Origin of the sequence: Gilliamella sp. B3783 (assembly GCF_026536125.1) — a bacterium.
Taxonomy (GTDB): domain Bacteria; phylum Pseudomonadota; class Gammaproteobacteria; order Enterobacterales; family Orbaceae; genus Gilliamella.
The window spans coordinates 52,252-78,126 of the sequence record NZ_JAFNOU010000008.1 but is presented as its reverse complement, the minus strand read 5'-3'; the positions used below and the strand labels follow the sequence as shown (position 1 = coordinate 78,126).

General features: G+C 36.5%; 26 protein-coding genes. 15 read left to right on the top strand and 11 right to left on the bottom strand.

The window, feature by feature from the left end:
• Positions 1–243 precede the first annotated feature (243 nt).
• The gene (nagE, locus tag J3U59_RS09300; RefSeq protein WP_267334027.1) at positions 244–1,737 is read left to right on the top strand and encodes an N-acetylglucosamine-specific PTS transporter subunit IIBC; all 1,494 of its coding nucleotides are present in this window, start codon (positions 244–246) and stop codon (positions 1,735–1,737) included.
• 210 nt (positions 1,738–1,947) lie between these two features.
• On the opposite strand, the gene tusC is transcribed toward nagE, so the two are convergent.
• From tusC to fkpA, 3 genes are read right to left on the bottom strand one after another with little or no spacing between them, the layout of a single operon-like run.
• Complete coding sequence (gene tusC / locus J3U59_RS09295; protein ID WP_267334026.1) at positions 1,948–2,301, bottom strand: sulfurtransferase complex subunit TusC; 354 nt, start codon at positions 2,299–2,301, stop codon at positions 1,948–1,950.
• A gap of 15 nt (positions 2,302–2,316) precedes the next feature.
• A complete protein-coding gene (gene tusD / locus J3U59_RS09290; protein ID WP_267334025.1) occupies positions 2,317–2,685 on the bottom strand; it encodes a sulfurtransferase complex subunit TusD in 369 nt (122 codons plus the stop codon).
• On the bottom strand, positions 2,686–3,501 hold the full coding sequence (gene fkpA, locus J3U59_RS09285) for an FKBP-type peptidyl-prolyl cis-trans isomerase (RefSeq protein WP_267334024.1): 816 nt from the start codon (positions 3,499–3,501) through the stop codon (positions 2,686–2,688). It lies immediately after the preceding gene.
• A gap of 229 nt (positions 3,502–3,730) precedes the next feature.
• Between fkpA and fabZ the strand changes: the two genes are divergently transcribed.
• From fabZ to rnhB, 4 genes are read left to right on the top strand one after another with little or no spacing between them, the layout of a single operon-like run.
• On the top strand, positions 3,731–4,177 hold the full coding sequence (fabZ, locus tag J3U59_RS09280; protein WP_065558097.1) for a 3-hydroxyacyl-ACP dehydratase FabZ: 447 nt from the start codon (positions 3,731–3,733) through the stop codon (positions 4,175–4,177).
• Positions 4,178–4,220: 43 nt separating this feature from the next.
• Positions 4,221–5,000, top strand: a complete 780-nt coding sequence (gene lpxA / locus J3U59_RS09275) for an acyl-ACP--UDP-N-acetylglucosamine O-acyltransferase (RefSeq protein ID WP_065633782.1) — start codon at positions 4,221–4,223, stop codon at positions 4,998–5,000.
• Positions 5,000–6,154: a lipid-A-disaccharide synthase gene (gene lpxB, locus J3U59_RS09270; RefSeq protein WP_267334023.1), complete on the top strand. Its 1,155-nt coding sequence runs from the start codon at positions 5,000–5,002 to the stop codon at positions 6,152–6,154. Before lpxA ends, lpxB begins: the two co-directional genes overlap by 1 nt.
• On the top strand, positions 6,148–6,738 hold the full coding sequence (gene rnhB / locus J3U59_RS09265) for a ribonuclease HII (RefSeq protein ID WP_267344469.1): 591 nt from the start codon (positions 6,148–6,150) through the stop codon (positions 6,736–6,738). The genes lpxB and rnhB overlap by 7 nt, the downstream gene beginning before the upstream one ends.
• A gap of 2 nt (positions 6,739–6,740) precedes the next feature.
• Here rnhB and J3U59_RS09260 read toward each other — a convergent pair whose 3' ends face one another.
• On the bottom strand, positions 6,741–7,340 hold the full coding sequence (locus tag J3U59_RS09260; RefSeq protein WP_267334021.1) for a YiiX family permuted papain-like enzyme: 600 nt from the start codon (positions 7,338–7,340) through the stop codon (positions 6,741–6,743).
• Positions 7,341–7,443: 103 nt separating this feature from the next.
• Positions 7,444–8,733, bottom strand: a complete 1,290-nt coding sequence (locus J3U59_RS09255; RefSeq protein ID WP_267334020.1) for an NAD(P)/FAD-dependent oxidoreductase — start codon at positions 8,731–8,733, stop codon at positions 7,444–7,446.
• A gap of 338 nt (positions 8,734–9,071) precedes the next feature.
• Between J3U59_RS09255 and J3U59_RS09250 the strand changes: the two genes are divergently transcribed.
• The 5 genes from J3U59_RS09250 to rraA all read left to right on the top strand — a co-directional run bounded on the left by J3U59_RS09250 (position 9,072) and on the right by rraA (position 13,905).
• Positions 9,072–10,043: an HlyD family secretion protein gene (locus J3U59_RS09250; protein WP_267334019.1), complete on the top strand. Its 972-nt coding sequence runs from the start codon at positions 9,072–9,074 to the stop codon at positions 10,041–10,043.
• On the top strand, positions 10,025–11,164 hold the full coding sequence (locus J3U59_RS09245; protein WP_065633777.1) for an ABC transporter permease: 1,140 nt from the start codon (positions 10,025–10,027) through the stop codon (positions 11,162–11,164). Before J3U59_RS09250 ends, J3U59_RS09245 begins: the two co-directional genes overlap by 19 nt.
• A gap of 58 nt (positions 11,165–11,222) precedes the next feature.
• Entirely contained in the window at positions 11,223–12,338 is a 1,116-nt protein-coding gene (locus J3U59_RS09240) for an ABC transporter permease (protein ID WP_416379604.1), read from the top strand.
• A gap of 87 nt (positions 12,339–12,425) precedes the next feature.
• Entirely contained in the window at positions 12,426–13,328 is a 903-nt protein-coding gene (locus J3U59_RS09235; protein ID WP_267346534.1) for a 1,4-dihydroxy-2-naphthoate polyprenyltransferase, read from the top strand.
• Between the two features lie 85 nt (positions 13,329–13,413).
• Entirely contained in the window at positions 13,414–13,905 is a 492-nt protein-coding gene (rraA, locus tag J3U59_RS09230; protein WP_267334102.1) for a ribonuclease E activity regulator RraA, read from the top strand.
• A gap of 85 nt (positions 13,906–13,990) precedes the next feature.
• Here the strand turns inward: rraA and dprA are convergent, their stop codons facing one another.
• Entirely contained in the window at positions 13,991–15,085 is a 1,095-nt protein-coding gene (gene dprA, locus J3U59_RS09225; RefSeq protein WP_267334016.1) for a DNA-processing protein DprA, read from the bottom strand.
• Between the two features lie 159 nt (positions 15,086–15,244).
• On the opposite strand from dprA, the gene def reads away from it, so the two are divergent.
• Complete coding sequence (gene def / locus J3U59_RS09220; RefSeq protein WP_065633774.1) at positions 15,245–15,757, top strand: peptide deformylase; 513 nt, start codon at positions 15,245–15,247, stop codon at positions 15,755–15,757.
• A gap of 36 nt (positions 15,758–15,793) precedes the next feature.
• Here def and grpE read toward each other — a convergent pair whose 3' ends face one another.
• Positions 15,794–16,378, bottom strand: coding sequence for a nucleotide exchange factor GrpE (gene grpE, locus J3U59_RS09215; RefSeq protein ID WP_267334015.1), 585 nt, complete (start codon positions 16,376–16,378; stop codon positions 15,794–15,796).
• A 153-nt stretch (positions 16,379–16,531) separates the two neighbouring features.
• Between grpE and nadK the strand changes: the two genes are divergently transcribed.
• A complete protein-coding gene (gene nadK, locus J3U59_RS09210; RefSeq protein WP_267334014.1) occupies positions 16,532–17,410 on the top strand; it encodes an NAD(+) kinase in 879 nt (292 codons plus the stop codon).
• A 107-nt stretch (positions 17,411–17,517) separates the two neighbouring features.
• Here the strand turns inward: nadK and J3U59_RS09205 are convergent, their stop codons facing one another.
• Positions 17,518–18,021 carry a phosphatidylglycerophosphatase A gene (locus J3U59_RS09205; RefSeq protein WP_267334013.1) on the bottom strand — a complete coding sequence of 168 codons (504 nt, stop codon included), beginning with the start codon at positions 18,019–18,021 and terminating at the stop codon, positions 17,518–17,520.
• A 94-nt stretch (positions 18,022–18,115) separates the two neighbouring features.
• Positions 18,116–19,126: an ornithine carbamoyltransferase gene (gene argF / locus J3U59_RS09200; protein WP_267334012.1), complete on the bottom strand. Its 1,011-nt coding sequence runs from the start codon at positions 19,124–19,126 to the stop codon at positions 18,116–18,118.
• A 267-nt stretch (positions 19,127–19,393) separates the two neighbouring features.
• On the opposite strand from argF, the gene carA reads away from it, so the two are divergent.
• Genes carA through J3U59_RS09185 form a run of 3 tightly spaced genes read left to right on the top strand, consistent with a single transcriptional unit; the run spans position 19,394 to position 24,659 of the window.
• Entirely contained in the window at positions 19,394–20,554 is a 1,161-nt protein-coding gene (carA, locus tag J3U59_RS09195; RefSeq protein ID WP_267334011.1) for a glutamine-hydrolyzing carbamoyl-phosphate synthase small subunit, read from the top strand.
• A gap of 1 nt (position 20,555) precedes the next feature.
• Positions 20,556–23,771 carry a carbamoyl-phosphate synthase large subunit gene (carB, locus tag J3U59_RS09190; protein ID WP_267334010.1) on the top strand — a complete coding sequence of 1,072 codons (3,216 nt, stop codon included), beginning with the start codon at positions 20,556–20,558 and terminating at the stop codon, positions 23,769–23,771.
• A gap of 42 nt (positions 23,772–23,813) precedes the next feature.
• Entirely contained in the window at positions 23,814–24,659 is an 846-nt protein-coding gene (locus tag J3U59_RS09185) for a fumarylacetoacetate hydrolase family protein (RefSeq protein WP_267334009.1), read from the top strand.
• 43 nt (positions 24,660–24,702) lie between these two features.
• On the opposite strand, the gene J3U59_RS09180 is transcribed toward J3U59_RS09185, so the two are convergent.
• Positions 24,703–25,200 carry an NADAR family protein gene (locus J3U59_RS09180; RefSeq protein ID WP_267334008.1) on the bottom strand — a complete coding sequence of 166 codons (498 nt, stop codon included), beginning with the start codon at positions 25,198–25,200 and terminating at the stop codon, positions 24,703–24,705.
• 125 nt (positions 25,201–25,325) lie between these two features.
• Positions 25,326–25,745, bottom strand: coding sequence for a GFA family protein (locus tag J3U59_RS09175; RefSeq protein WP_267334007.1), 420 nt, complete (start codon positions 25,743–25,745; stop codon positions 25,326–25,328).
• Positions 25,746–25,875 lie beyond the last annotated feature (130 nt).

Below are 25,875 nucleotides of genomic sequence, written 5' to 3'. Positions count from 1 at the left end.
CTACTACCTCTTCTGATATAATAAAATAACTTCTTTTTTTTTAAAGTAAAATATGTTGACTATATTTTACTATATTAAAGTATTTAATCAAAAAAATTAGTGACAAAAATCACAAAAAGCAAATAATTAATTTGCGAAGTAAAATAATATAATATCAAATATAAAAAAATAACAACTAATATCTAACAACTGTTTTTAACTTAACTTTTTTAGATATTGTTTAACAATATATGAGGTTAACTTATGGGAATTTTAGCGTATTTACAACGCATTGGGCGTTCATTAATGGTGCCGGTGGCAGTATTACCTGCGGCGGCAATACTGCTTGGTATAGGCTACTGGATTGATCCAAATGGTTGGGGACAAAATAGCATTATTGCTGCCTTTTTAATAAAATCTGGTGGTGCAATTATTGAAAACATGCCAATCCTCTTTGCTATAGGTGTTGCTTATGGTATGTCTAAAGATAAAGATGGTGCAGCTGCATTATCTGGATTAGTCGGTTTTTTAGTTGTCACAACATTACTTTCACCAAGTTCTATTGCATTATTTAATGGTATTGATACCAGTGTTGATGGTTGGCAATCACAAATTTCCCCTGCGTTTAAAAAAATTAATAATCAGTTTGTTGGTATTTTAGTTGGCATTATTGCAGCTGAATTATATAACCGATTCAGTTCTGTTGAATTACATAAAGCGTTAGCTTTTTTTAGTGGTAAACGATTAGTTCCTATTATTGTTTCTATCGTGATGCTATTAGTTTCTGCTGTTTTATATTTTATATGGCCATCTATTTATGATGCATTAGTTGCTTTTGGTAAATACATTAAAGATTTAGGCTCTATTGGGGCGGGTATTTATGGCTTCTTTAACCGTTTGTTAATTCCGGTCGGCTTACACCACGCACTTAACTCAGTATTTTGGTTTGATGTGGCTGGCATCAATGATATACCAACCTTCCTTGGTGGACAAAAATCAATTGATGATGGATTAGCAACCATTGGTATTACCGGTCGCTATCAAGCAGGATTTTTCCCAATTATGATGTTTGGTTTACCGGGCGCAGCATTAGCCATGTATCATACAGCGAAAAAAGGCAATAAAGATAAAACCGCATCGATCATGTTAGCCGCTTCATTTGCCGCATTTTTCACTGGGGTTACTGAACCTTTAGAATTTGCTTTTATGTTTGTAGCACCTTTACTTTATGTGATCCATGCTATTTTGACTGGAATTTCACTATTTATCGCTGCAACCATGCAATGGATAGCTGGCTTTGGCTTTAGTGCAGGTTTAATCGATATGCTGTTATCCAGCCGCAATCCTTTAGCTGTACATTGGTATATGTTGATATTACAAGGTTTAGTGTTCTTTGTTGTCTACTATGTTGTATTCCGTTTTGTGATTGTTAAATTCAATCTTAAAACACCGGGTCGTGAAGATGATGAAACAGTAACAACAAATAGCCAAAATTCACAATCAGGACTTGCTATTAGCGATGCATCTCAACTTGCACAGCAATATTTACTTGTTGTTGGTGGTAAAGAGAACTTAACCAATATCGACTCATGTATTACTCGTTTACGCCTAAGTGTTAATGATTCTGACTTAATTGATGAACAAGCAGCAAAAGCACTTGGTGCAATGGCAGTAATCAAATTAGGTAAAACAGGTGTGCAAATTGTGGTTGGACAGCAAGCTGAAAAAATTGCCGACCAAATGAAAAAATTGGTTTAATCGAGTTATGACTCAATTTCTATAAGTTATTTTAATAACAATAATCCAACCTATGACTGAGGGTAGCAAAGTAATAGGTTGGATTAATAACTTATATCATTAGTATTTTGTTATAAAAACATCCATACACATTCAATATATCAAATAGAAGTAAAAAAGATCTAAACAGTGGGTAGAGTTAAAACTGATTTGTGTTTTTAGTTTTAATAATTAAAACCGTAAAACCACATCTTGACTAGCTAATAATTGTTTTAAAGATGGTGCATCAAGCACCTTATGCGGAATATTTAAGTTGATATTAGTCAGATTTCGTGAGTTTAACGCAGACTGACAAACATAAACATCATCAATATCATAAAGTTCTAACAGGTTAAAAGTAGCAATATAATCGCGCATTAAAATTTTATCAGGATACTGATTTGGCAATAGATGAAATACCCCATCATCAATAAATAGTACCGAAATAGCGTTTATAGCCGATGCAGCAAGTGCAATATCAAGTGCTTCCCGACCTTTAGCATCACCATGAGGTAAAGCGCTAATAATAATGGCAATTTTCTTCATTGCAATAACCTTAAGTTAAAATTGAATAGTCCGATCTGAAGTCGCCATGGATTCGCTTAGCTCTCCAAGCCCAGTTAATTCAAAATATTGTGCAAGATTATTTTTAGTCACACCTCGCCTTTGTGCAGCAGCGACACAAACACCTAACTTTAAGGCATATTTTTCTGCTAATTGTTGCCAAGCTGAAATTAAATTAAATTCATCATTTGCCGGATCGGTATAATCGTTAGCATTATACACGCCATCGCCATAGAAAAAGATATTTTCAATACGATAAGAAGTTTGGCTTAACAGTGATTGAGCAAATTGATAGGCACAATAAGCAGATTGGGTCCCATAAGCAGGACCCAAAACAACAAGAGTGTAACTTAATGAATTACTCAATTAGTTTGTTGCCTTTGGTTGGGCTGATTGAGTATTTTGGTTTTCGCTATTAGCATCACCATTATCGATACCAAGTAATTCAACTTCAAAAATTAATGTTGAACCAGGTTGAATTGAAGCTTTATCACCCTGTCCAGGGAAGCTTTGATCACCATAAGCTAAATCAGGCGGCACAACCAACTTAATTTTACCACCAACACCAATTAATTGAATTCCTTCTGTCCAACCTTTAATAACACCGCTTAATGGGAATGTTGCTGTTTCGCCACGGTCATAAGAACTATCGAATTTACGTCCATCGGTTAATGTTCCAGTATAGTGAACAATAACGGTGTCATCGGCAGCTGGATGACGATCTGAACCTTCTTTAAGAATTTGATAAAGTAATCCAGACTTAGTTTGTTTAACGCCATCTTGTTTAGCAAAATCTGCACGGAATTTATCACCAGCGGCAGTATTATCGGCTTTTTCTTTTTCAAAACGCGCTTTACTTTCTTCTTGAATACGTTTACCGAATGCTTCTAAAACATTTTTTACTTCATCTTTTGAAAGTTGAGATGCATCACGGAAAGTTTCATTAAAGCCACTAATGATATAATCTTGGTCGGCTTTAATTTGATTTTGTTCTAAATTTGCTTTCATGTAAGTTGCAAATGATGAACCCAAAGCATAAGCTTCTTTTTGTGCATCATTTGAAATGGTAATTTTATCTGTTCCTGACTGTGTTTTTTCTTGAGATGTTTTTTTATCATCACAGCCAACCAAAGCCAATACAATTGCACTACTTACTAACGTCATTTTAATCAATGATTTCATACTACTCTCCAAGTTAGGAACTTTTTAGCTAAATTTCAGATTATTATATATGATTTGATATAGGATAATATAGTATTTACAGATCATTTATTTAATAAAACTATTATTAATATAGCAATAATAGCTATAGTTAAACAAAACGGGGGATTTAAATCATCCTTGAGTGATAGTGGCATCCTCAGTTATAATATACAAAATTTATAGAAAATAATGTAAAAGGATAGCTATTTTGACTACCGAACTTAATACCCTTGATATTGAAGAAATCATCAGTTTATTACCTCATCGTTATCCATTTTTAATGGTTGATCGGGTAATTAGTTATGAAAAAGGTAAAACATTAAAAGCGATTAAAAATGTCACAGTTAATGAACCTTTCTTCCAAGGTCACTTTCCAAATAAACCGATTTTTCCTGGCGTATTAATTTTAGAAGCTATGGCGCAAGCTACGGGAATTTTAGCGTTTAAAAGTATTGAAGAGTTATCACCAGGACAACTTTATTATTTTGCATCAATTGATAAAGCGCGCTTTAAAAGACCGGTTGTACCAGGCGATCAAATCGTGCTTGATGTTGAATATATTAAAGAACGTCGTGGTATTGCACTATTCCATGGAGTTGCAACTGTTGATGGCAAGTTGGTTTGCGAAGCAGAAATGATGTGTGCTCGTAAATAACTTGGTTTTTAAAATATCCCTAAAACAGTATTAAGGAACTGCTATGGCAACGGAAATACACCCAAGTTCAGTAATTGAAAAAGGCGCAAAAATTGGCGATAACGTCAAAATTGGACCTTTTTGCTTTATTGGTGAAAATGTTGAAATTGGCAATGGGACTTTTTTAAAATCACATGTTGTCATCAATGGTCATACTAAAATTGGTAACGATAACCAAATTTATCAATTTGCTTCAATCGGTGAAGTTAATCAAGATTTAAAATATCGAGGTGAGCCAACTCGCACCGAAATTGGCGATCGTAATATGATTCGTGAAAGTGTGACTATCCATCGAGGAACGGTTCAAGGTGGTGAGTTAACGCGTATTGGCAGTGATAATTTATTTATGATAAATGCCCATATTGCACACGATTGCCATATTGGAAATCATTGCATTTTAGCCAACAATGCAACACTTGGTGGGCATGTTCAATTAGACGATTATGTCATTATTGGTGGTATGACAGCTGTACACCAATTTTGTGTAATAGGATCACACGTAATGGTAGGTGGCTGTTCAGGTGTTGCGCAAGATGTCCCCCCTTATGTGATTGCCCAAGGTAATCATGCCACTCCGCATGGTGTTAATTATGAAGGTTTAAAACGCCGTGGATTTAGTAAAGAAGCGCTACAAGCCATTCGTAATAGCTACAAAATTCTTTATCGAAACGGATTAAGTTTAGATGAAGCTAAAATAGAAATTGAAACACTCGCAAAACAGCATCCAGAAGTACAATTATTTGTCGACTTTTTTGCGCGCTCAACACGTGGCATGATTCGTTAATGGCAGATAAGCCCTTTACTGTCGCTTTAGTTGCCGGCGAAACTTCTGGCGATATTCTTGGCGCAGGTCTAATCTGCGCTTTAAGAAAACTTCATCCCAATATTCAATTTATCGGTATCGCTGGCCCCAAAATGCAAGCCGAAGGCTGTCAAGCTTGGTATGAAATGGATGAGTTATCGGTAATGGGAATTGTCGAAGTATTAGGAAGATTGCGCCGCATTTTATCCATCCGCCAAGATATCACTAAACGCTTAATCGCCCTTAAACCAGATGTTTTTATTGGTATTGATGCCCCTGACTTTAATCTCTCTTTAGAAGGTAGGCTAAAACAAGCCGGTATTAAAACCATACATTATGTGAGCCCATCAGTTTGGGCATGGAAGCAAAAACGCGTGTTTAAGATTAAACGTAATACAAATCTGATTTTGGTCTTTTTACCGTTCGAAAAAGCGTTTTATGATAAGTTTGATGTGCCGTGTCGTTTTATTGGTCATAAAATGGCGGATGATATCCCTTTAATACCCGATCAATTCGCAATGCGCCAACAATTAGGTATCCCACTTAATAGTCGTTGTTTAGCGCTATTGCCGGGAAGCCGCCATGCTGAAGTCACGCTATTATCGGCGCCTTTTTTACAAGCTGCTCAGTTGCTAGAGCAACGTTTTCCGGATTTACATATTGTTGTGCCTTTAGCAAATGCAAAAAGGCGACAAGAGTTTGAACAAATTAAAGCACAAATCGCCCCTAATCTTAAGGTTCAATTATTCGATGGTCAGGCGCGTGAAGCAATGATTGCAAGTAATGCAGCTATTTTGGCATCAGGAACGGTTGCTTTAGAATGTATGTTGGCTAAATGCCCAATGGTGGTTGGGTATAAAATGAAAGCCTTTACGTTTTGGCTAGCTAAAAAATTAATCAAAACTCCTTATGTTTCATTACCTAACATTTTAGCCGGTAAAGCGATTGTACCTGAATTACTTCAGCATGACTGTACACCCGAAAATATCGCTAATCACGTTATTCCTCTCTTAGAGAGTGATAATACGGAATTGAAAGCAACCTTTTTATCGTTACATAAGCAAATTCGTTGTAATGCCGATGAACAAGCCGCTCAAGCAGTACTTGATGTTTTAGAGGACTCACCTTGTTGTTAGAATTTACCTACCCTGATGCCACATTAATTGCCGGTGTTGATGAAGTTGGACGAGGACCATTATGCGGGGATGTCGTTACCGCGGCGGTTATTTTAGATCCCAATAAACCGATTAAGGGATTAACAGACTCCAAAAAACTGTCAGAAAAAAAACGCGAACAACTATTTGATGTTATTAAAGAAAATGCATTAGCTTGGTGTGTTGCAAGGGCATCTGTTGAAGAAATAGACAAGTTAAACATTTTACACGCTACCATGTTAGCTATGCAACGAGCTGTAGATGGATTATCGATTAAACCCAATTTTGTTTTGGTAGATGGTAACCGTTGTCCTAAATTCGGCATTCAAACACAAGCCGTGGTTAAAGGTGATTTACTTGTTGCTGAAATTAGTGCTGCGTCGATTCTTGCAAAAGTGACGCGTGATCGTGAAATGGTTGAATTAGACAAATTGTATCCACAATATGGACTGGCTCAGCATAAAGGCTATCCAACTAAAGCCCATTTAATTGCCATTGAAGCGCACGGTATTAATCACTTATACCGAAAAAGCTTTGCTCCGATAAAAAAATTACTGTTAGTTTAACACTACCAATGCTTATCAACAGTAATCAATAATGGCGAGTTAAACATAGCGACAGGCGAAATCACTTTTTCTTGATAAGGAATATTATTCCCATAGCGCTCTTTCAATTTTTGTTTAACTGCTGGTGCTGACAGATTAAAATCTTTAATTTTTTGTAATTGTCCAATTTTCAACGCTAATGCTCGGTCATAAATTTTCCAAACTAATTCTGAGCAATAAATATATGTATCGTCCCAACCAAACCAAATATCGTAAGGCTTATTTTCAAATGAATGAGCAACTTGTTTTAAATGAGAAATTTCTTGCTGTGATAAAGGGTGATCTTTTAGACGTTTAATTATATATTTTCTGTTTTTTCCTCGATTTATCCATTTCTCAAACGGTGTATAGACCACTTTATTTGCCGCTTCAAAGACATAAGGTTTTCCATTTTTAATAAAAATTATTCCCATATGACTATAAGGTGAGTTAGTAGCTTGTTGAACAGCAAGACTTTGACGGGATTGAGAGAATTGAAAGATAATATCCCCATCTTGAGGTTTGTAGTCAGCAACACAAATAAAACTGGTTAATAATAACACCAGTACAGAAACAAAACGCATCAATAAAAACCCAAACAGCTAAACTCATTAGCTGAAATTATATAAAAAAATAGCTACTTATAATTTTTATTCTTATAAGTAGCTATATGTTTTTATGTAAAAACTAATCTCTGTTAGTAAAAATCGACGATGCTTTAGCTTTATACATCACTTTACTTGCGCTAGCAAACCGAATGGTTTTAAATACGCCAAGTAAACTCGCCTGATGTGTACGATAAAGTAACCGATGAATCATTAACGCTAAAAAGCCTTTAACACTCATTTCACTTTTACTGCCTAATTTAACCACTCCTTGTGCAGTATCGTGCAACGAAATTATGGTACCTTTGTCAGAATATTTAAATGACTTCATTGGTTGATTATTAAACAAGTTAACAATGTTTTCATAACATATTTTTGCCATTTGATGTGCGGCTTGCGCGGTAGGAGGAGATGCATGGCCGTTATCTTGCATAGCATAGGCACAATCACCAATAACAAAAATACTATCATCTCGCGTAGTTTGTAATGTCGGTTTGACGACCAATTGATTAGAGCGGCTCGATTCTAAACCGGCAATCTCTTTTAAAAAGTCAGGGGCTTTAACACCAGCAGTCCAGATCATAATATCGGCTTTAATCTCGTCCCCTTCTTTAGGGTAAAAACCGTCACTTTCAGCTTTGGTAATCATGGTTTTAGTCAACACATGTATACCACGTTTTTGTAAAGTTTGAGTAATACTTTCCGCTGTTTTTTCTGGTAAGGCTGGTAGAATTCGATCTGTTGCTTCAATTACCGAAACATCTAACAAATCAGAACACATTTTATTGCGCCCACAAGCACCGAAGGTTTCAACCATATGAGGTAGCTCCGAGGCTAATTCAACACCTGTTGCGCCACCACCTACAATAGCAATACGGATTTTATCTTCATCTTTTGTTTCGCTCTCATCAATAATAGAGCAAAAACTGGTAAATTTAGAAATTAAGGTTTCACGTAACTTAATTGCCGCATTTTGATCATCTAAAAAGATACAGTGCTCTTTCACACCTGGCGTACCAAAATCATTAGAAGTGCTACCAATCGCTATCACTAAAAAATCATACGCAAGGGACGTTGTTTCATTATTATTGTCGATAATTTTAACTAATTTGTTATCACGATCTATATCGGTAAACGTACCTTGAGTAAATCCAAAACCATGATCTTGCCCTTGAGAAGAGTAATAAATATTATCAACTTGTTCATCAAGAACACCAGTTGCAACTTCATGTAATAGTGGTTTCCAAAGATGATAACTATTTTTATCGATCAACGTTATCTGTGCTTTATTACTTTTTCCCAGCTTATCGCCTAGGTCTGTCGCTAGCTCTAAACCACCAGCGCCACCACCAATAATAATTATTTTTTTCATAAATTTTAGGCCTTAGTATTTCAATTTTAAATATCATACTAAATAAGTCGGTTTTTATCTATTTCTTTTAACTAATCTCATTCATAAATAAAATCTATTAAAATAGTAGTTTAGAATGATTGAAATTTATATATCGTCCAAATAAAATAATAGTAAAATCAATAAAAGTGCCAATATTTACGTATTCTTTAAACAAAGAACGTGCTTTCGTTGTTTAAATAAAACACATTTCGTATAATATAAAGAATAGTTACAATTTACGTATGTAAAATCCATATTGCATACAATTATCCTAACTCTTTAGGCCTTATCTAATTACTGTCACTCTTAAAAAATTTATGAATAAAAGAACTTTTATTATTATTGCATTAATTGTTATTTTAATTTCAATGACAATTTTAATTCGATCACACAATAATCAACTCATATTACAAGGTGAAGTTGATGCGCCTAATGTCAGTATCTCGTCAAAAGCGAAAGGTCGGGTACAAGTCATCAATGTCAATCGAGGCGATGATGTTAAGCCAAATCAGATTGTTATTACCCTTGATAGTCCTGAGCTTTTAGCGCAAGTCAAAGCGGCCGAAGCGGCTCGCGATCAAGCTCAGGCACAAGTCGAACTTTCAGAACATGGAACACGGGAAGAAAGTATTCGTTACTACGAAGCACTACTTAAACAAGCCACAGTAGATTACAACAATGCATCAAAAGAGTATGAACGTAATAAAGCCATTTCAAGCAAAGGATTTGTCTCTCAATCAATATTAGATAATGCTTTAAAAACTCGCGACGCTGCTTTTCAACAAGTTCAATCTGCGCAAGCTAATTTAGATCAAGCCAAAAATGGTGACCGAGTTGAACAACGTCAAATTTATGATGCGCAATTAAAGCAAGCAGAAGAACAACTTAAACAGTTACAAATTCAATACGATGACTTGAAAGTTAAAGCCCCAGTTGAAGGTGAAATTGGCTCTATCCCGGCTGAAGTTGGTGAGTTATTTAATGCAAATAGTCCATTATTAACCATAATTCGATTACCCCAAGCCTATTTTGTATTTAATCTTCGTGAAAATATTATGCCTAATATCCACAAAGGTGATCATGTTAAATTAGAAGTACCTGCACTTGGCAATAAAGAGGTTGAAGCGGAAATTCGTTATATCGCGCCTATGGGTGATTACGCAACTAAGCGCGCAACTCGTGCCACCGGCGACTTTGACTTAAAAACATTTGAAGTTAGACTTTATCCAACTACACCTATTGCAGGTTTACGCGCTGGCATGAGCACCTTATGGAAATTAGACAACTAATTTTAGACTTTTGGCAGCGTTTTAAACAAGCATTTAACGCTGAAATACCAGTCATATTTAGACGGTTTACCTTCCACTGGTTAATGTGGATTTTACCGCTGATTATTTTCATATTAATCAGTAGTATCTTCCATCGTGGGGTATTATTTGATTTGCCAGTTGGCTATATTGATAATGACAAAAGTAGTTTATCACGTGAAATAGTGCGCGATCTCAATGCTGGCGCACATGCTAATCTTATCAATTATGATAGCCAACTTTCTATTGCTGAACGTGATTTACAAAAAGCTAAAATTTATGCCATTTTGTATATTCCACCCAATTTTGAAGCGGACGTATTAGCCGGCCGTCAACCTACGCCTATGCTTTATTATAATGCGTTATATTATAGTGCAGGGCTGTATTCAATTATGGATTATTCAGGTTTGATTGCCACATTAAATACTCAATATCGAACCACAATGGCAACCAGTGTTGGCTTACCTGTTCCAACGTTGGCAAAAGTTAACTTCAATTATGATGGGCTATTTAATGCGAGCGGTAACTCGATGTACTTCCAACAGTTCTCTGCTGTCGTGCATTTGTTACAACTATTTGTAGTCACAACCACAATTCATATTTTAGCGCAGCTACCTAAACGTACTCGCCCAAATTATCCGTTTGTGCTCGGTAAGTTAGCACCTTATACCATTTGGTATACCATGTTACTCATTTTCGAAATCGCCATGTTGGTGCTATTTTCGCATGCTCGCGTATCAGGCTCACCCTTTGCGATGATTGTGGTGGTGTTCTTTTATGTTATTGCTGCACAAAGTATTGGTATTTTGCTCTACACATTTACCAAAACCTCTTTAGATGCCTACACCTATATTGGTGTCTTGGTTGGTTTGGCACTCACTTATTCTGGTGTAGTTGTACCCGAATTATCGATGCCTTGGATTGCAAGATTTATCTCATCTCTTGAGCCGTTAACCTATGCTCTAAATAAATTGTTTGATCTATTTTTGCGGCATTCTAGTTATCTTTCAGTACTAAAAACCTGTAGTATTTTAATGATTTACCCAATAATTATTACAGTGTTAGTTCGAAAACGCTTAGTTAGACGGCTACATTCACAGTAAGAGGAAACATTTGGTGGTTAAAATATTTTGGTCTTCATTTGCAAAAATATTTTTATTTATGCTAATACGCCCGATGTGGTTGTTGCTGTTAGTATCTGTCTCGTTGATGAGCTTAGTGTATAGTAATGGTACGATTACAAGTTTACCTGTAGCAATTGTTGATCAAGATCATACCGCAACCAGCCGTAGCCTTATTCGTTCTTTAAATACCAGTTCCAAGATTGAAACAATTATATACGAAGGTTCATTAGAAGCTTATGACGATATCAATAATCGTAAACTGTTTGCTGTTTTCACCATTCCCCGAGATTTTGAAAAACGGATCTTAAGTGGTCAAGAAGTGACAATCCCAGCTTATGGTGATGCTTCAAGCCGTTTAGCTAATGGCTTAATACAGGTGGACATAAAGGGCATTTATCAGCAAATATTAACGGAATTTAACAGCCGAATTATGCGAAATAATGGTTTTTCAGACAAACAAATCAATGTCATTCTTTCACCAATAAATGGTCAAACTGAGCCTCTTTATAATGCTGGAATTAGCTTTGCTGCAATAACGTTCCCGGGTTTATTGGTGATGTTATTACAACACTCATTTTTAATTGCTTCAACGCGCACGAATATAACTTTAAACTCACTGCCTCAAGGAAAACCACCCAAAATCGCGGTAATAGGTAGTTTATGCGGTTTAATTCCAATTTGGTTATTCTTATCAATTGTGCTATTTGGTTTATGGCCTTGGGTTTTAGGATACAGGCAATTGGCAAACATACCAGAAATTTTAATTATGACATTTCCATTATTGCTTGCAGTTTTAGGTCTCAGCAAATTACTGACCGAGTGTTTACGTAGAGCAGAAATGATCTATTTAACACTGGCATTTTTAACAACGCCTGTATTTTACTTATCTGGTACAATTTGGCCGCTCGATGCCATGCCTCTTTGGGTGCAAACAGTTTCAAGAATGTTACCCTCAACTTGGGCAACCAATATGATCGCCGGCGTTAACCAAATGGGTTTAGGTCTAACAGATAATTGGTTTAATGTATTTATGATTTTAATGCTTGGCGTGATGTACGGCTCACTTGGTTTTTTTATTGCCGCATTAAGACAAGGGCAAGTAAGACGATTCTTTAAAAAAATGAAAAGAACTTATATTGCTAAAATTAGATAAATAAAATTCACTTAGTTCATCATTAGCAGTTAATATCAATTACTGTTATGATGACTACAAATTTTTTAAATTTAAATAACATGTTAAATGTCAATGAAATGTTATCCGTGGATGATTAGTTTACGTCCAAAAACATTAGTACTTTCGCTTTCTGCAATTCTTATGGGTAATGCGCTAGCTTATTGGCAGCACGCATTCAATCTATTTATTATGCTGTTTTCAATCACCACAGCCGCTCTATTACAGATATTATCTAATTTAGCCAATGACTATGGTGATGCCATTAAAGGGAGTGATAAGCAAAATCTCAGCGCACATGCTCGAGGCATTCAATTAGGTTTAATTACCTTAAAGCAATTAAAGATAGCATTATGGATTAACATTTTGTTATGTATCTTATCGGGATTAATTTTAATTATTGTTGCCTGTAATAGTGTTTATCAATTATTAAGCTTTATCCTGTTAGGACTTTTGGCGATTATCGCAGCCATCACTTACACCATTGGCAAAAAACCTTACGGTTATATTGCACTAGGTGATTTATCCGTATTGCTCTTTTTTGGCTTAGTTGGGGTAATGGGCAGTTATTATTTACAAACTAAATTATTATCTGTATCGATTATCTTACCATCTATTGGAAGCGGCTTATTGGCCGTAGCGGTTCTTAATATTAATAACTTACGCGATATTGACAGTGATCGGCTCAATCATAAAACAACGCTTGTAGTTTTGATGGGAAACACGCTTGGACGATACTACCATATATTGTTATTGCTCTGTTCTCTAAGCTTTTTTAGCTTGTTTGCTTATTATCAACTACACACTATTTACAGTGGATTATTCTTAATAATCTTACCACTATATGGCAAACATATTTATGCGGTTTTACAATATCGCAATTCAAATGAAGCATTACCTTTGTTAATACAGATGGTCAAACTTGCTTTATTAACTAATTTACTTTATTGTTTGGGTATTATTTTGAGCTAGCTCACGTTTATTTAAATTTTATATCGTGTTAATCAATGTTAGCGTTATACTAAACACAATTTAAAATGCAAAAGGAGACTCGATGATGGAGTTTGATACTTCAATTCTTTGCGATTATTACCCAGAAGATGTTAACGTCGTTGAACCAATTTTCAGCAATTTTGGTGGTGTATCGTCATTTTCAGGTCAAGCTGTAACAGTAAAATGTTTTGAAGATAACGGCTTATTATACGAAGTCTTACAATCTAATGGTACTGGCAAAATATTGGTGATTGATGGTGGAGGATCGGTTCGACGAGCACTGATTGATGCAGAATTAATTGATATTGCTATTCAAAATCAATGGGAAGGCATAATTGTTTATGGTGCGGTTCGTCAAGTTGATTATCTTGCTGATGCTGAAATCGGTATTCAAGCTCTTGCATCAATTCCTGTCGGCTCAGAAGATCAAGGTGTGGGTGAAGTCGATATCCGCGTTAACTTTGGCGGTGTAACTTTCTTTTCAGGTGATTTTGTCTATGCCGATAACACCGGTATTATCCTATCTGAAATTGCATTAGAAATTGAAGAAAAATAAAAAGTATATTCCCCCACCGATTCATATCGGTGGCAGTTATTCTTAGCCTATAATCCAGCTAAAAATTCGCGACAATAAAAATGTATTAGCGAATTCTTGTACGAATAAAACCGCCAGTTACTGTCATAATTAATCCAGCAATTTCCATCTCTAATAGTTTACTGGTTAGCTCTGGAATTGGTAAATCAACTAATGAGGCAATCACATCAACAGCTATAGGTTGGTGATGGATCACAGCAAAAATTTCGGGATACAAAATACTGTCATCATGTTGTTTTTTTTCTTGCCGCACCATTGTTGATAAATAACCGTTATAGTGTTCTAAAATATCGATAGGTTGAGTCACTAAATAGGCACCTTGTTTAATTAAATAATGGGTTCCACTACAGTTTTGATTATCAATATCCCCAGGTAAAGCAAACACATCACGATTTTGTTCAATAGCATAACGCGCAGTAATTAACGATCCACTTTTTTCAGAGGCTTCAACAACAAACGTGCCTAAACTTAATCCACTTATAATCCGATTACGTCTTGGAAAGTACGTAGCTCTCGCGTTTTCAAAGGGCAAAAATTCAGATACTAACGCACCATTTTGTGCCAAAATATCTTGCGCGAGTTTAAGATTAGATGTTGGTGCGATCTTAGCTAAGCCACTGCCAAGAACAGCTATAGTATCACCCGATACTTCAAGTGCACCCCGATGGCAAATTGCATCTAAACCAAGCGCTAAACCACTGGTTATCGTTAAACCATTAATCGCAAGTTCACCGGCAAAATATCGCCCCCATTGCGCACCATATTCACTAAATTCACGGCTACCGACCATCGCAATTTGGGGGGAAGATAACAGCTGAGCGTTTCCCATCACAAATAAAAATATAGGGGGCGAACTGATTTGCTTTAGTAAAGCGGGATAGTGTAAATCACAATAAGCGATCAACGATCTAGGTGGGCAAGAATTATTTAACCAATTGAGCACCGGTTCAAAATGTAAATAAGAGATAGATAAGCAATGTGTTTGTTGAGTTTGGCTTAAGCCTAATTTTTCTAATAAAAAAGGAACATCCTTAATTTGATTAGGTAGACCAGATACAAAAAACTGACTCAATTTTTTAAAAATAGCCAGTTTTCCATGACCAAGCATTGAAATTCGGAGCAAGAATTCATATTTACTCATTACATTCCTCTTGATTCACATCTAAAACAGATGCCTTACCTTGAATTGATAAGATATATTTTATCAATAGCCAACTAAGGCTATTCATTACCAAGATAAATGTTTACAATGTGAGCAAGTTGATAAAACCTAACAAATGAGGAGTAGATCGAACAATTTATGGCTATTTTACCGGTATTACGTTTTCCTGATGAACGACTTCGCAAAGTTGCAAAACCTGTAACTAATTTTACACCTGAGCTACAAACCATCATTGATAATATGATTGAGACAATGTACGCCGAAAATGGAATCGGACTTGCGGCAACTCAAGTCGATGTACATGAGCAAATTATTGTTATTGATGTTTCGGAAGACAAAAGTCAAGTTTATGTCATTATTAATCCAGAGGTTATTAGTCAAGAAGGTGAAACAGGTATTGAAGAAGGTTGTTTATCAGTTCCTGATTGCCGTGGATTTGTACCAAGAGCAGAAAAAATTAAAATTAAAGCACTTGATCGTCATGGTAACCCTTACCAAATTGATGCCGATGAATTATTTGCTATTTGTATTCAACATGAAATGGATCACTTAAAAGGTAAATTATTTGTTGATTACCTTTCACCATTAAAACGTCAACGAATTGAACAAAAAATGAAAAAATTGACTCGAGAAGAGCAACGCAATAAATAAGTTTAGCCGCCCTTTTAAGGCGGCTCATTTTTTACTTTATTTAGCAACAATTACCATAGCTGGACGAATTAATCGACCATTTAACGTATAACCTTTTTGAATGGTATTTACGATTTGACCTGATTGATGTTCAGGTGACTCAACCATACTAATCGCTTGATGTAAATCTGGATTTAATTGTGAATCTTGGGTGTTAATCACTTCAATACCAAATTTTTTCACGGTATCTAAAAATGATTTTAAGGTCAGCTCTAAACCTTCAACCATTGCTTGATGCTGTGGATTATCCTTATCAGTTGATTCTAAAGCACGTTCTAGATTATCAATGACAGGTAATAATTCATTCGAAAACTTTTCAAGCGCAAATTTACGGGCTTTATCAACATCTTGCTCTACACGTTTGCGCACGTTGTCGATCTCGGCACGAGCACGAATCATGGCTTCGCTTTCATTCTTTTTAGCAATTTGTAATTCTTGTTCAAGCTCGGCAATTCGTGCATCTTTCGCTTTTAATTGCTCATCAACATTAGGTTGAGCTTGTGTAGCTTGCTCGGTTGATGATTCGGTTGCGGTATCAATGTTAGATTCATTTTCTGACATATTCTTATCTTGCTCTGTCATACGGTACTCCAAATGTAGTCGAAAACTTAGTTAATAACGGTTATTATGGGGACAAATTTTATTATTACAAGCTTAACAATAAGTTGATAGATATTTTTTTGGCTGTTATAAAAAAATACAGCGATTTATATCTAACAATAACAAGGATATTCTATGCGTGCACCATTTAAATGCATTGGCTTAATTGGCATTCCAAGAAAACTTGAGGCAATCGAAACACATAGCGTACTCTATGATTGGCTGGTTAAATTGGGAATTGAGGTTTTAGTTGAAGACCGATTAGCGGAATATATTAAATTCCCGAAAAACATTTATGCTTCACTAGATAAAATCGGTGAACAAGCAGATTTGGCTATCGTGGTAGGTGGCGATGGTAATATGTTGCGCTCAGCACGTTGCTTATCACACTATAAAATTAAGGTAATTGGCGTCAATCGTGGTAATCTGGGTTTTTTAACCGATATTTCACATGAAAAAGTGATCGAGCAGTTAAGCCCAGTGATTGCAGGTGAATATGATGATGATCCTCGCTTTTTAGTCGAAGTCTCTATTTATGATAATGGCAAATTAATCAACTCGGGTTTTGCCGTTAATGAAATTGTCGTTACCCCTAATACGGTTGCGCATATGATTGATTATGATGTCTACATCAATGAACGTAATGCCTTTTCACAGCGGGCTGATGGCTTAATTATTGCCACACCAACTGGCTCAACAGCCTATTCTTTATCTGCGGGCGGACCTATTTTAGCCCCACATTTAGATGCTTTAATTATTACACCTATGTTTCCGCATTCATTAGCAGTTAGGCCATTAGTTATTAAAAGTGACAAACCTATTCATCTTAAATTTCCAACCACCGCACTCGATCTAAATATCGCCTGTGACAGTCAAATAATTTTACCGGTGAAACCAAGTCAGGATGTGATTATTCGCCGTTCAGAGTATGAATTTAACCTCATTCACTCTAAAGACTATGATTACTTTAATAATCTTTCAACTAAACTTGGCTGGTCACAAAAAATGTATTAGCCAATTTAAATGGCTCTTTTTTAGCTATCATCGTTATGAAAGACAACTCGCTTGTTAAGATAAAAACAAGCGAGAATAAGAGAAAGCAAAACAATATTATTTTTAAATCAGCAGTTAATCAGATAAGTGAATAGATAAACAGTAATAGAAGAAAAAATAGCGGCGATAACATCATCGACCATAATCCCAAATCCACCTGGTACACGCTTATCAAACCAACGAATAGGCCACGGTTTTGCCATATCGAATATTCTAAATGCAACAAAAGCAATCATGACCCAGAGAATAGAAACTTGTGGAATAAAAAATAAAGTTATCCACATGCCGACAAATTCATCCCAAACGATATGTCCCGAATCATGAGTATGCGTATCATCAGATGTTTTTTGACATAAAAAACAACCAAATATAAAGGCAACGACCATCAATACCCAGTATAAAATAGGTTGCAAGCCATTAAATAATAACCAACACGGAATTGCCATTAATGAGCCCATGGTTCCTGGCATAATAGGCGATAAACCACTGCCTAGCCCAACCGCTAAAAAATGGATTGGATTGGTAAGTTTTAGGTATTTTTTAAAATCTTTATTGCGATCTTGTTTAGTCATTATGTCGTGATTCTTATTGATAAAATTTTGCCGACTAAAGTCGGCAAATTATAAAAAGCTAATGCCTTATAAGCATTAAGTCCAGATAGGTATATTATTCGTCTTTAGTTAAGGTTGCAACCATGACAGCTTTAATGGTGTGTAGCCGGTTTTCAGCTTCATCAAAAACAATACTATGCTCGGATTCAAAGACTTCATCAGTCACTTCTAATCCATTTTTCAAACCATATTGGGCAGCCATCTGTTTTCCTACAGTCGTATTCATATCATGAAAAGCTGGTAGGCAATGCATAAATTTAACTTTAGGGTTGCCGGTTAATTTGATCACATTTTGGTTGACTTGGTATGGAGTTAATAATTTTACTCGCTCATCCCATACTTCTTTCGGTTCACCCATAGATACCCAAACATCGGTATAGAGGAAATCAACATCTTTTACACCTTCGGCAACATCTTCTGTTAAGATAATTTTAGCACCAGTGGTTTTGGCTATCGCTTGGCATTTTTGCACCAGTTCAGCTTCAGGTTGACAAGCTTTCGGCGCAACTAAGCGAATTTCCATTCCCATTAATGCCGCGCCTTCCATTAATGAGTTGCCCATATTATTACGCGCATCTCCCAAGTAAGCAAATTTAACACTATTTAAAGCTCGATTTCCAATATGCTCTTGCATGGTCATAAAGTCAGCAAGGATTTGGGTCGGATGCGCTTCGGTAGTTAAACCATTCCAAACTGGCACACCAGCATATTTTGCTAAGGTTTCAACAATATCTTGCCCATAACCTCGATATTCAATACCGTCATACATTCGACCAAGCACTCGTGCAGTATCAGCAATCGACTCTTTATGACCAATTTGGCTACCGCTTGGCCCCAAATAAGTCACTTGTGCACCTTGATCGTAAGCACCAACTTCAAATGCACAGCGGGTACGAGTAGAGTCTTTTTCAAAAATTAAAGCGATATTTTTACCTGATAAATGTTTTTTTTCCACTCCTTGGTGCTTCGCCTGTTTTAATTCAATAGCAAGATTAATTAATTGATTAATTTCTGCTGGTGTGAAATCGAGTAATCTTAAGAAATGGCGCTGATAAAACCCGTGCATGCAATACCCCTTTAGTTATCATGATTCAAATAATTTTATTTGAATAATTATTCACTTTCAAGCCAATTTTTCAAAAATCAATAACAAATACCAAAACCCAACTAAAATCTCAAAAATTAGACATTATTATTTAGTTATTTTTAATAATAATGCTTTTTTTATTTAAAATATTGTAATAAACTAGCCAAGTGCTGTATATGGAAAGATAAGCAAGATTGAATTTTTATTCAATTTAAATATATTTTTATTCAAAAGGTCTTTTTAATTATGCAAACTTATGCCCTCCTTATGTTACAAGATGGTTCAACATTTATTGGTAAATCAATCGGCGCTGACGGACAAACAGTTGGCGAAGTCGTTTTTAATACATCAATGACTGGCTATCAAGAAATCCTAACTGATCCCTCTTATTGCGAGCAAATCGTTACCTTAACTTATCCACACATTGGTAATGTCGGTACGAATGATGCCGATGCCGAATCTAATCAAGTTTATGCTAAAGGTTTAATCATTCGTGATTTGCCCCTAATAACTAGCAATTACCGTAGTAAGCTTGATCTTTCAAGCTATTTAAAAAAGCATAATGTCATTGCTATTGCAGATATCGACACCCGTCGTTTAACTCGAATCTTGCGTGAAAAAGGTGCACAACATGGCGTAATCATAACAGCAACAAATAAACAAACCTTATTGGATAATGCTCAATCAGCCAAGCAACAAGCAATAAATTTTAAAGGATTATCAGGGTTAGATTTAGCGAAAGAGGTGACCTGCGCTAAAAGCTATACATGGACACAAAGTGTATGGACAAGCGAGAATGAAAATCCTATGCCGAAAGCAGAGAACACACTACCTTTGCATGTTATTGCTTATGATTTTGGCGTAAAACGAAATATTTTACGTATGTTAGTTGAGCGTGGATGTAAATTAACAGTGGTACCCGCTAAAACACCCGCGGCTGAAGTATTAGCACTAAACCCAGATGGCATATTCCTATCAAATGGTCCTGGTGATCCCGCCCCCTGTACTTATGCTATAGATGCAATTAAGGCATTTTTAACCACCGATATTCCTATCTTTGGTATCTGCTTAGGCCATCAACTGTTAGCACTGGCGTGTGGTGCTAAAACCGTCAAAATGAAATTTGGGCATCATGGCGGTAATCATCCTGTCAAAGATTTAGAAAATAATCGCGTCATGATCACTGCGCAAAATCATGGTTTTGCTGTCGATGAAGCCAGTTTGCCAAGCAATTTACGCGCCACACATAAATCTTTATTTGATGATTCATTACAAGGTATTCATCACAATCAAAAACCGGCTTTTAGCTTTCAAGGCCATCCTGAAGCAAGCCCAGGCCCCCATGATGCCGCCCCACTTTTTGATCACTTTATTGAATTAATAAAAATTTATAAGCAGGAGCAATAATATGGCTAAGCGAACAGATATCAAATCGATTTTAATCATTGGCGCTGGCCCAATTGTTATTGGTCAAGCATGTGAATTTGATTATTCAGGCGCCCAAGCCTGCAAAGCCCTGCGTGAAGAAGGTTACCGCGTTATTTTAGTCAATTCCAATCCGGCAACCATTATGACAGATCCAGAGATGGCTGATGCCACCTATATAGAACCTATTCACTGGTCAACTGTTGCCAAAATCATCGAACAAGAAAGACCTGACGCTATTTTACCAACTATGGGCGGGCAAACGGCACTAAATTGCGCTTTAGCGCTTGAAAAGCAAGGTATTTTAAAACAATTTAATGTTGAAATGATCGGTGCCACCGCTGATGCTATCGATAAAGCAGAAGATCGTAAGCGCTTTGACCAAGCGATGAAAAAAATTGGACTTGATACAGCACGTTCAGGTATTGCGCACTCATTAAAAGAGGCTTATGCCGTACTTGAACAAGTTGGCTTTCCTTGCATTATTCGTCCTTCATTTACGATGGGTGGAACTGGCGGTGGTATCGCCTATAACACCGAAGAGTTTGAAGAGATTTGCGTTCGAGGATTGGATCTTTCTCCCACCAATGAACTATTGATTGATGAATCTTTGATAGGTTGGAAAGAGTATGAAATGGAAGTTGTTCGAGACAAAAATGATAACTGTATTATTGTTTGTTCGATCGAAAATTTTGATCCAATGGGCATCCATACGGGTGACTCTATTACTGTTGCTCCGGCTCAAACCTTGACCGATAAAGAATACCAAATCATGCGTAATGCCTCGATTGCGGTACTGCGTGAAATCGGTGTCGAAACCGGCGGTTCCAATGTACAATTTTCGGTCGATCCTAAAACAGGGCGACTCATTGTTATCGAAATGAACCCACGAGTATCACGCTCATCTGCACTAGCATCAAAAGCAACTGGCTTTCCTATTGCCAAAATCGCCGCTAAGTTAGCGGTTGGTTATACGCTTGATGAACTTTCCAATGACATTACTGGCGGTAAAACACCTGCATCATTTGAGCCGTCTATCGATTATGTTGTGACAAAAATACCTCGCTTTAACTTCGAAAAATTTGCCGGATGTAATGACCGCTTAACCACCCAAATGAAATCAGTAGGTGAAGTGATGGCTATTGGTCGAACTTTTCAAGAATCATTACAAAAGGCACTACGAGGACTTGAAGTCGGTGCGTGTGGTTTTGATCCGAAAATTGAAAATTATGATGATGAAAAAAATCTCAGCAAAATACGGTATGAACTGCAAGAAGCGGGAGCTGAACGCATTTGGTATATCGCAGATGCTTTTCGAGCAGGCTTTAGTTTAGATGAAATCTTCACACTAACAAATATCGATCGCTGGTTTTTAGTGCAGATTGAAGAACTTATTCGCCTTGAAAACCAACTAAAATCACAATCATTAGCTAGCCTTAATTCAGAATCATTATGGCAACTTAAGCGTAAAGGTTTTTCAGATTTACGTATTGCTAAACTGTTGAATGTTAAAGAACAAGACGTTCGTGATCGACGAAACCAATACGATATTCATCCGGTTTATAAACGCGTTGATACTTGTGCCGCTGAGTTTGCAACCGACACCGCCTATCTTTACTCAACTTATGAGCAAGAGTGCGAAGCTAAGCCGCAATTTAGTCGTCCTAAAATCATGATATTAGGTGGTGGACCGAATCGAATTGGGCAAGGAATTGAGTTTGATTACTGTTGCGTGCATGCAGCGCTGGCGCTACGTGAAGATGGCTATGAAACCATTATGGTGAATTGCAATCCCGAAACGGTATCAACCGATTATGACACTTCAGATCGACTCTATTTTGAGCCTGTCACGCTTGAAGATGTATTAGAAATTGCTTATGTAGAAAAACCAAATGGGGTTATTGTGCAGTATGGCGGACAGACACCTTTAAAACTGGCTCGTGCGCTTGAAGCGGCTGGCGTACCGATTATTGGTACCTCACCGGATTCGATCGATAAAGCGGAAGACCGAAAACGCTTTCAAGCTATTGTTGAAAAATTAACATTAAAACAGCCCGTTAATGCTACTGTTACCGATATTGAAGATGCGGTGATTAAGGCCGAACAGATTGGTTATCCCTTAGTGGTTCGACCATCTTATGTTTTAGGTGGACGAGCAATGGAAATTGTTTATAACGAACAAGATCTACGGCGTTATTTTAAAACTGCGGTCAGTGAATCGAATAATGCACCGGTATTACTTGATCACTTCCTAGATGATGCCATTGAAGTTGATATTGATGTGATTGCCGACGGTGAACAAATTGTCATTGGTGGCATTATGGAACATATTGAACAAGCCGGCATTCACTCGGGGGATTCTGCTTGTTCATTACCAACGTATACTCTCAGTCCAGAAATTTTAGATAAATTACGCAAGCAAGCCAAACAATTAGCACAGGAACTTCATGTTAAAGGTTTGATGAACGGTCAATTTGCGATTAAAAATAATGATGTGTATCTGATCGAAATCAATCCTCGAGCCGCACGTACAGTACCATTTGTATCGAAAGCGACTGGTTTGCCCTTAGCAAAAATTGCAGCTAGAGTAATGACAGGACAATCACTTGCTGAACAACATATTACGAAAGAAATCATCCCGTCTTATTACTCAGTTAAAGAGGTGGTATTACCGTTTAATAAATTTAGCGGCGTTGACCCCATTTTAGGGCCTGAAATGCGATCCACAGGTGAAGTAATGGGAATTGGTAAAACCTTTGCCGAAGCCTTTGCTAAAGCACAGTTGGGTAGTTTATCGAATATGAAAAAATCGGGGAAAGCGCTCTTATCAGTTCGTGATCAAGATAAAACTCGCCTACTCCAAGTGGCTAAGCGACTTGTTGCGCATGGCTTTACAATTGATGCCACCATCGGCACAGCTAAAATATTGCAACAAGCCGGTATTGCTTGTCAAATCGTTAAAAAAGAAAACGAAGGTCGACCCAATATTCATGACCACATTAAAAATGGTGAATATAGTTATATTCTTAATACCACTTCGGGACGCGCAGCCATTGAAGCATCAAAAATCCTGCGTCGAAGTGCAATACAATATAAAGTACACTACGATACAACGATGAATGCAGCCTATGCCACCACCGCTGCACTCGATTGCGATCCGGCAAAAACCGTTATACCATTACAAGCACTGTACCAATAAGTTTCGGGCAAAATCAGCCTGTAAAATGATAGGGAGAGTAATATGCGATTACTGCGTTATGGTTTGAAAGGAAATGAGAAACCAGCCATCTTAGATGATAAAGATCAACTGCGCGATCTCAGTGCGGTAATTGCCGATATTGATGCACAAACATTAGCCGATAATGTGCTAACAAAAATTAGCCAAATGGATATTGATACGCTACCAATAGTTAATCGTCCTGAACGTATTGCCCCTTGTGTTGGTAAAGTCGGTAAATTTATCTGTATTGGTTTGAACTATATCGATCATGCAAAAGAAACTGGCGCGCCAATTCCTAACGAACCAGTTATTTTCAATAAATGGACCAGTGCCATTAGTGGTGCTAATGATAATATTGTATTACCCCGAGGCTCAACCCATACCGATTGGGAAGTAGAGCTAGGAATCATCATAGGCAAAGAAGGCAAATATATTCAAGAGCAAGATGCATTAACTTATATTGCTGGTTATTGCGTGGTGAATGATGTTTCTGAACGTGATTATCAAAAAAATCGTGGTGGAACTTGGGACAAAGGTAAAGGTTGCGATAGTTTTGGCCCTATTGGACCTTGGCTAGTCACCGCTGACGAAATTAAAGATCCACAAAATCTTGAATTATGGTTAGAAGTCGATGGCAAACGCTATCAACACAGTCATACCAGCAACATGATTTTTAATGTTAAACAGATCATAAGTTATGTCAGCCAGTTTATGAGTTTACAAGCCGGTGATATTATCGCAACCGGTACACCCGCTGGCGTTGGTCTTGGTATTAAACCTAAACCAATCTTTTTGAAAGCGGGACAAAAGGTTCGTTTAGGCATTGCCCAATTAGGTATTCAAGAGCATTTAATTGTCAGTGAATAATTGTGTTTATTGCAATAACGAGCTTAATACCAAATAAAAAACATTAAAGCTTTGATGTTTTTAATGCTTCTCTAACTTGCATTAAAACTTCACCCAATAAGTTTTGACCTCGCCATTTAGTCATATTAAAGCGCATCTCATCATCCATACTTAAACCTATTCCCCAAATTTTATCGTACGGACTTGCCTCTGCTAATACTTTACCTTTGGTCGATAATAAATAGGTTTTGAGCTCAGCATTTTGCGAAAACTTAGCTAAATTCCCTTTAAAAACTATCTCTTTTTTATGAATATTCCAAATATTATCATCAAAATTAGTTACCTTTTTACCCAGATTTTTCTGCATTTTGGCAGAAGACGTTGCTAAAATAGCATTAGCACAATCCAAATCTTGAAATAACATTGCCTTGGCATACATCATCCATTGTTCGGTACTGGTAAACTCAATATCATCAATAACAAAACGACAAGGATACCATTGTGACAAGTAATGATCTGGGCTAAAAAAGAAAATCATTTTCTTTTTTCCAACTGGTTTCATGTTTTAGCATCACTTTTTAAAAATAAGTTTATCGTCAAATTAACCAATAAAACCACACCATAATAATGCGTTTTATTGGCTAATTATTGATGATCGATAATTACGTTAACAATTAACTTTTTGTACTATTTATTAGCCGCAGCCATGGCTAAGATATCAGCCTCTGTCAATTTATGGGTAGGATTAGCAAACGCATAGCAAGTTGGTTTTTTGTCAATAAATACTTCAGTAGTAAATTGTAGATCGTTAATATCTTCAAAAATCCACGTCGCAAGATAATAGTGTTGTGTATCTTTCATATAATAATAAAGATGAGTACCACATACTTGACAAAATGCTCTTTCTGCCCATTGAGATGAATTATAAACACTAATGTTTTCTTGCCCTTCAACTGCTATTTGTCCATCATACATTAATGTCATAAATGGCCCCGCACCCCATTTAAGGCAAGTATGACAATGACAAGCACTAAATTGGGTATTTTTAAAAGGTACCGTTAATTTAACCTTTCCACATAAACATGATCCATGATATTGATTAGACATAATTCATCCTATTATTTAATTAATTGTGCAAATATTCTAACAATAAAAACAGATAATAAATTAAAAATGCAACTTATGTTGCGAATAAATTTCAGATTACAGGTGTATTTATGTAAAGAGATAGCCTATA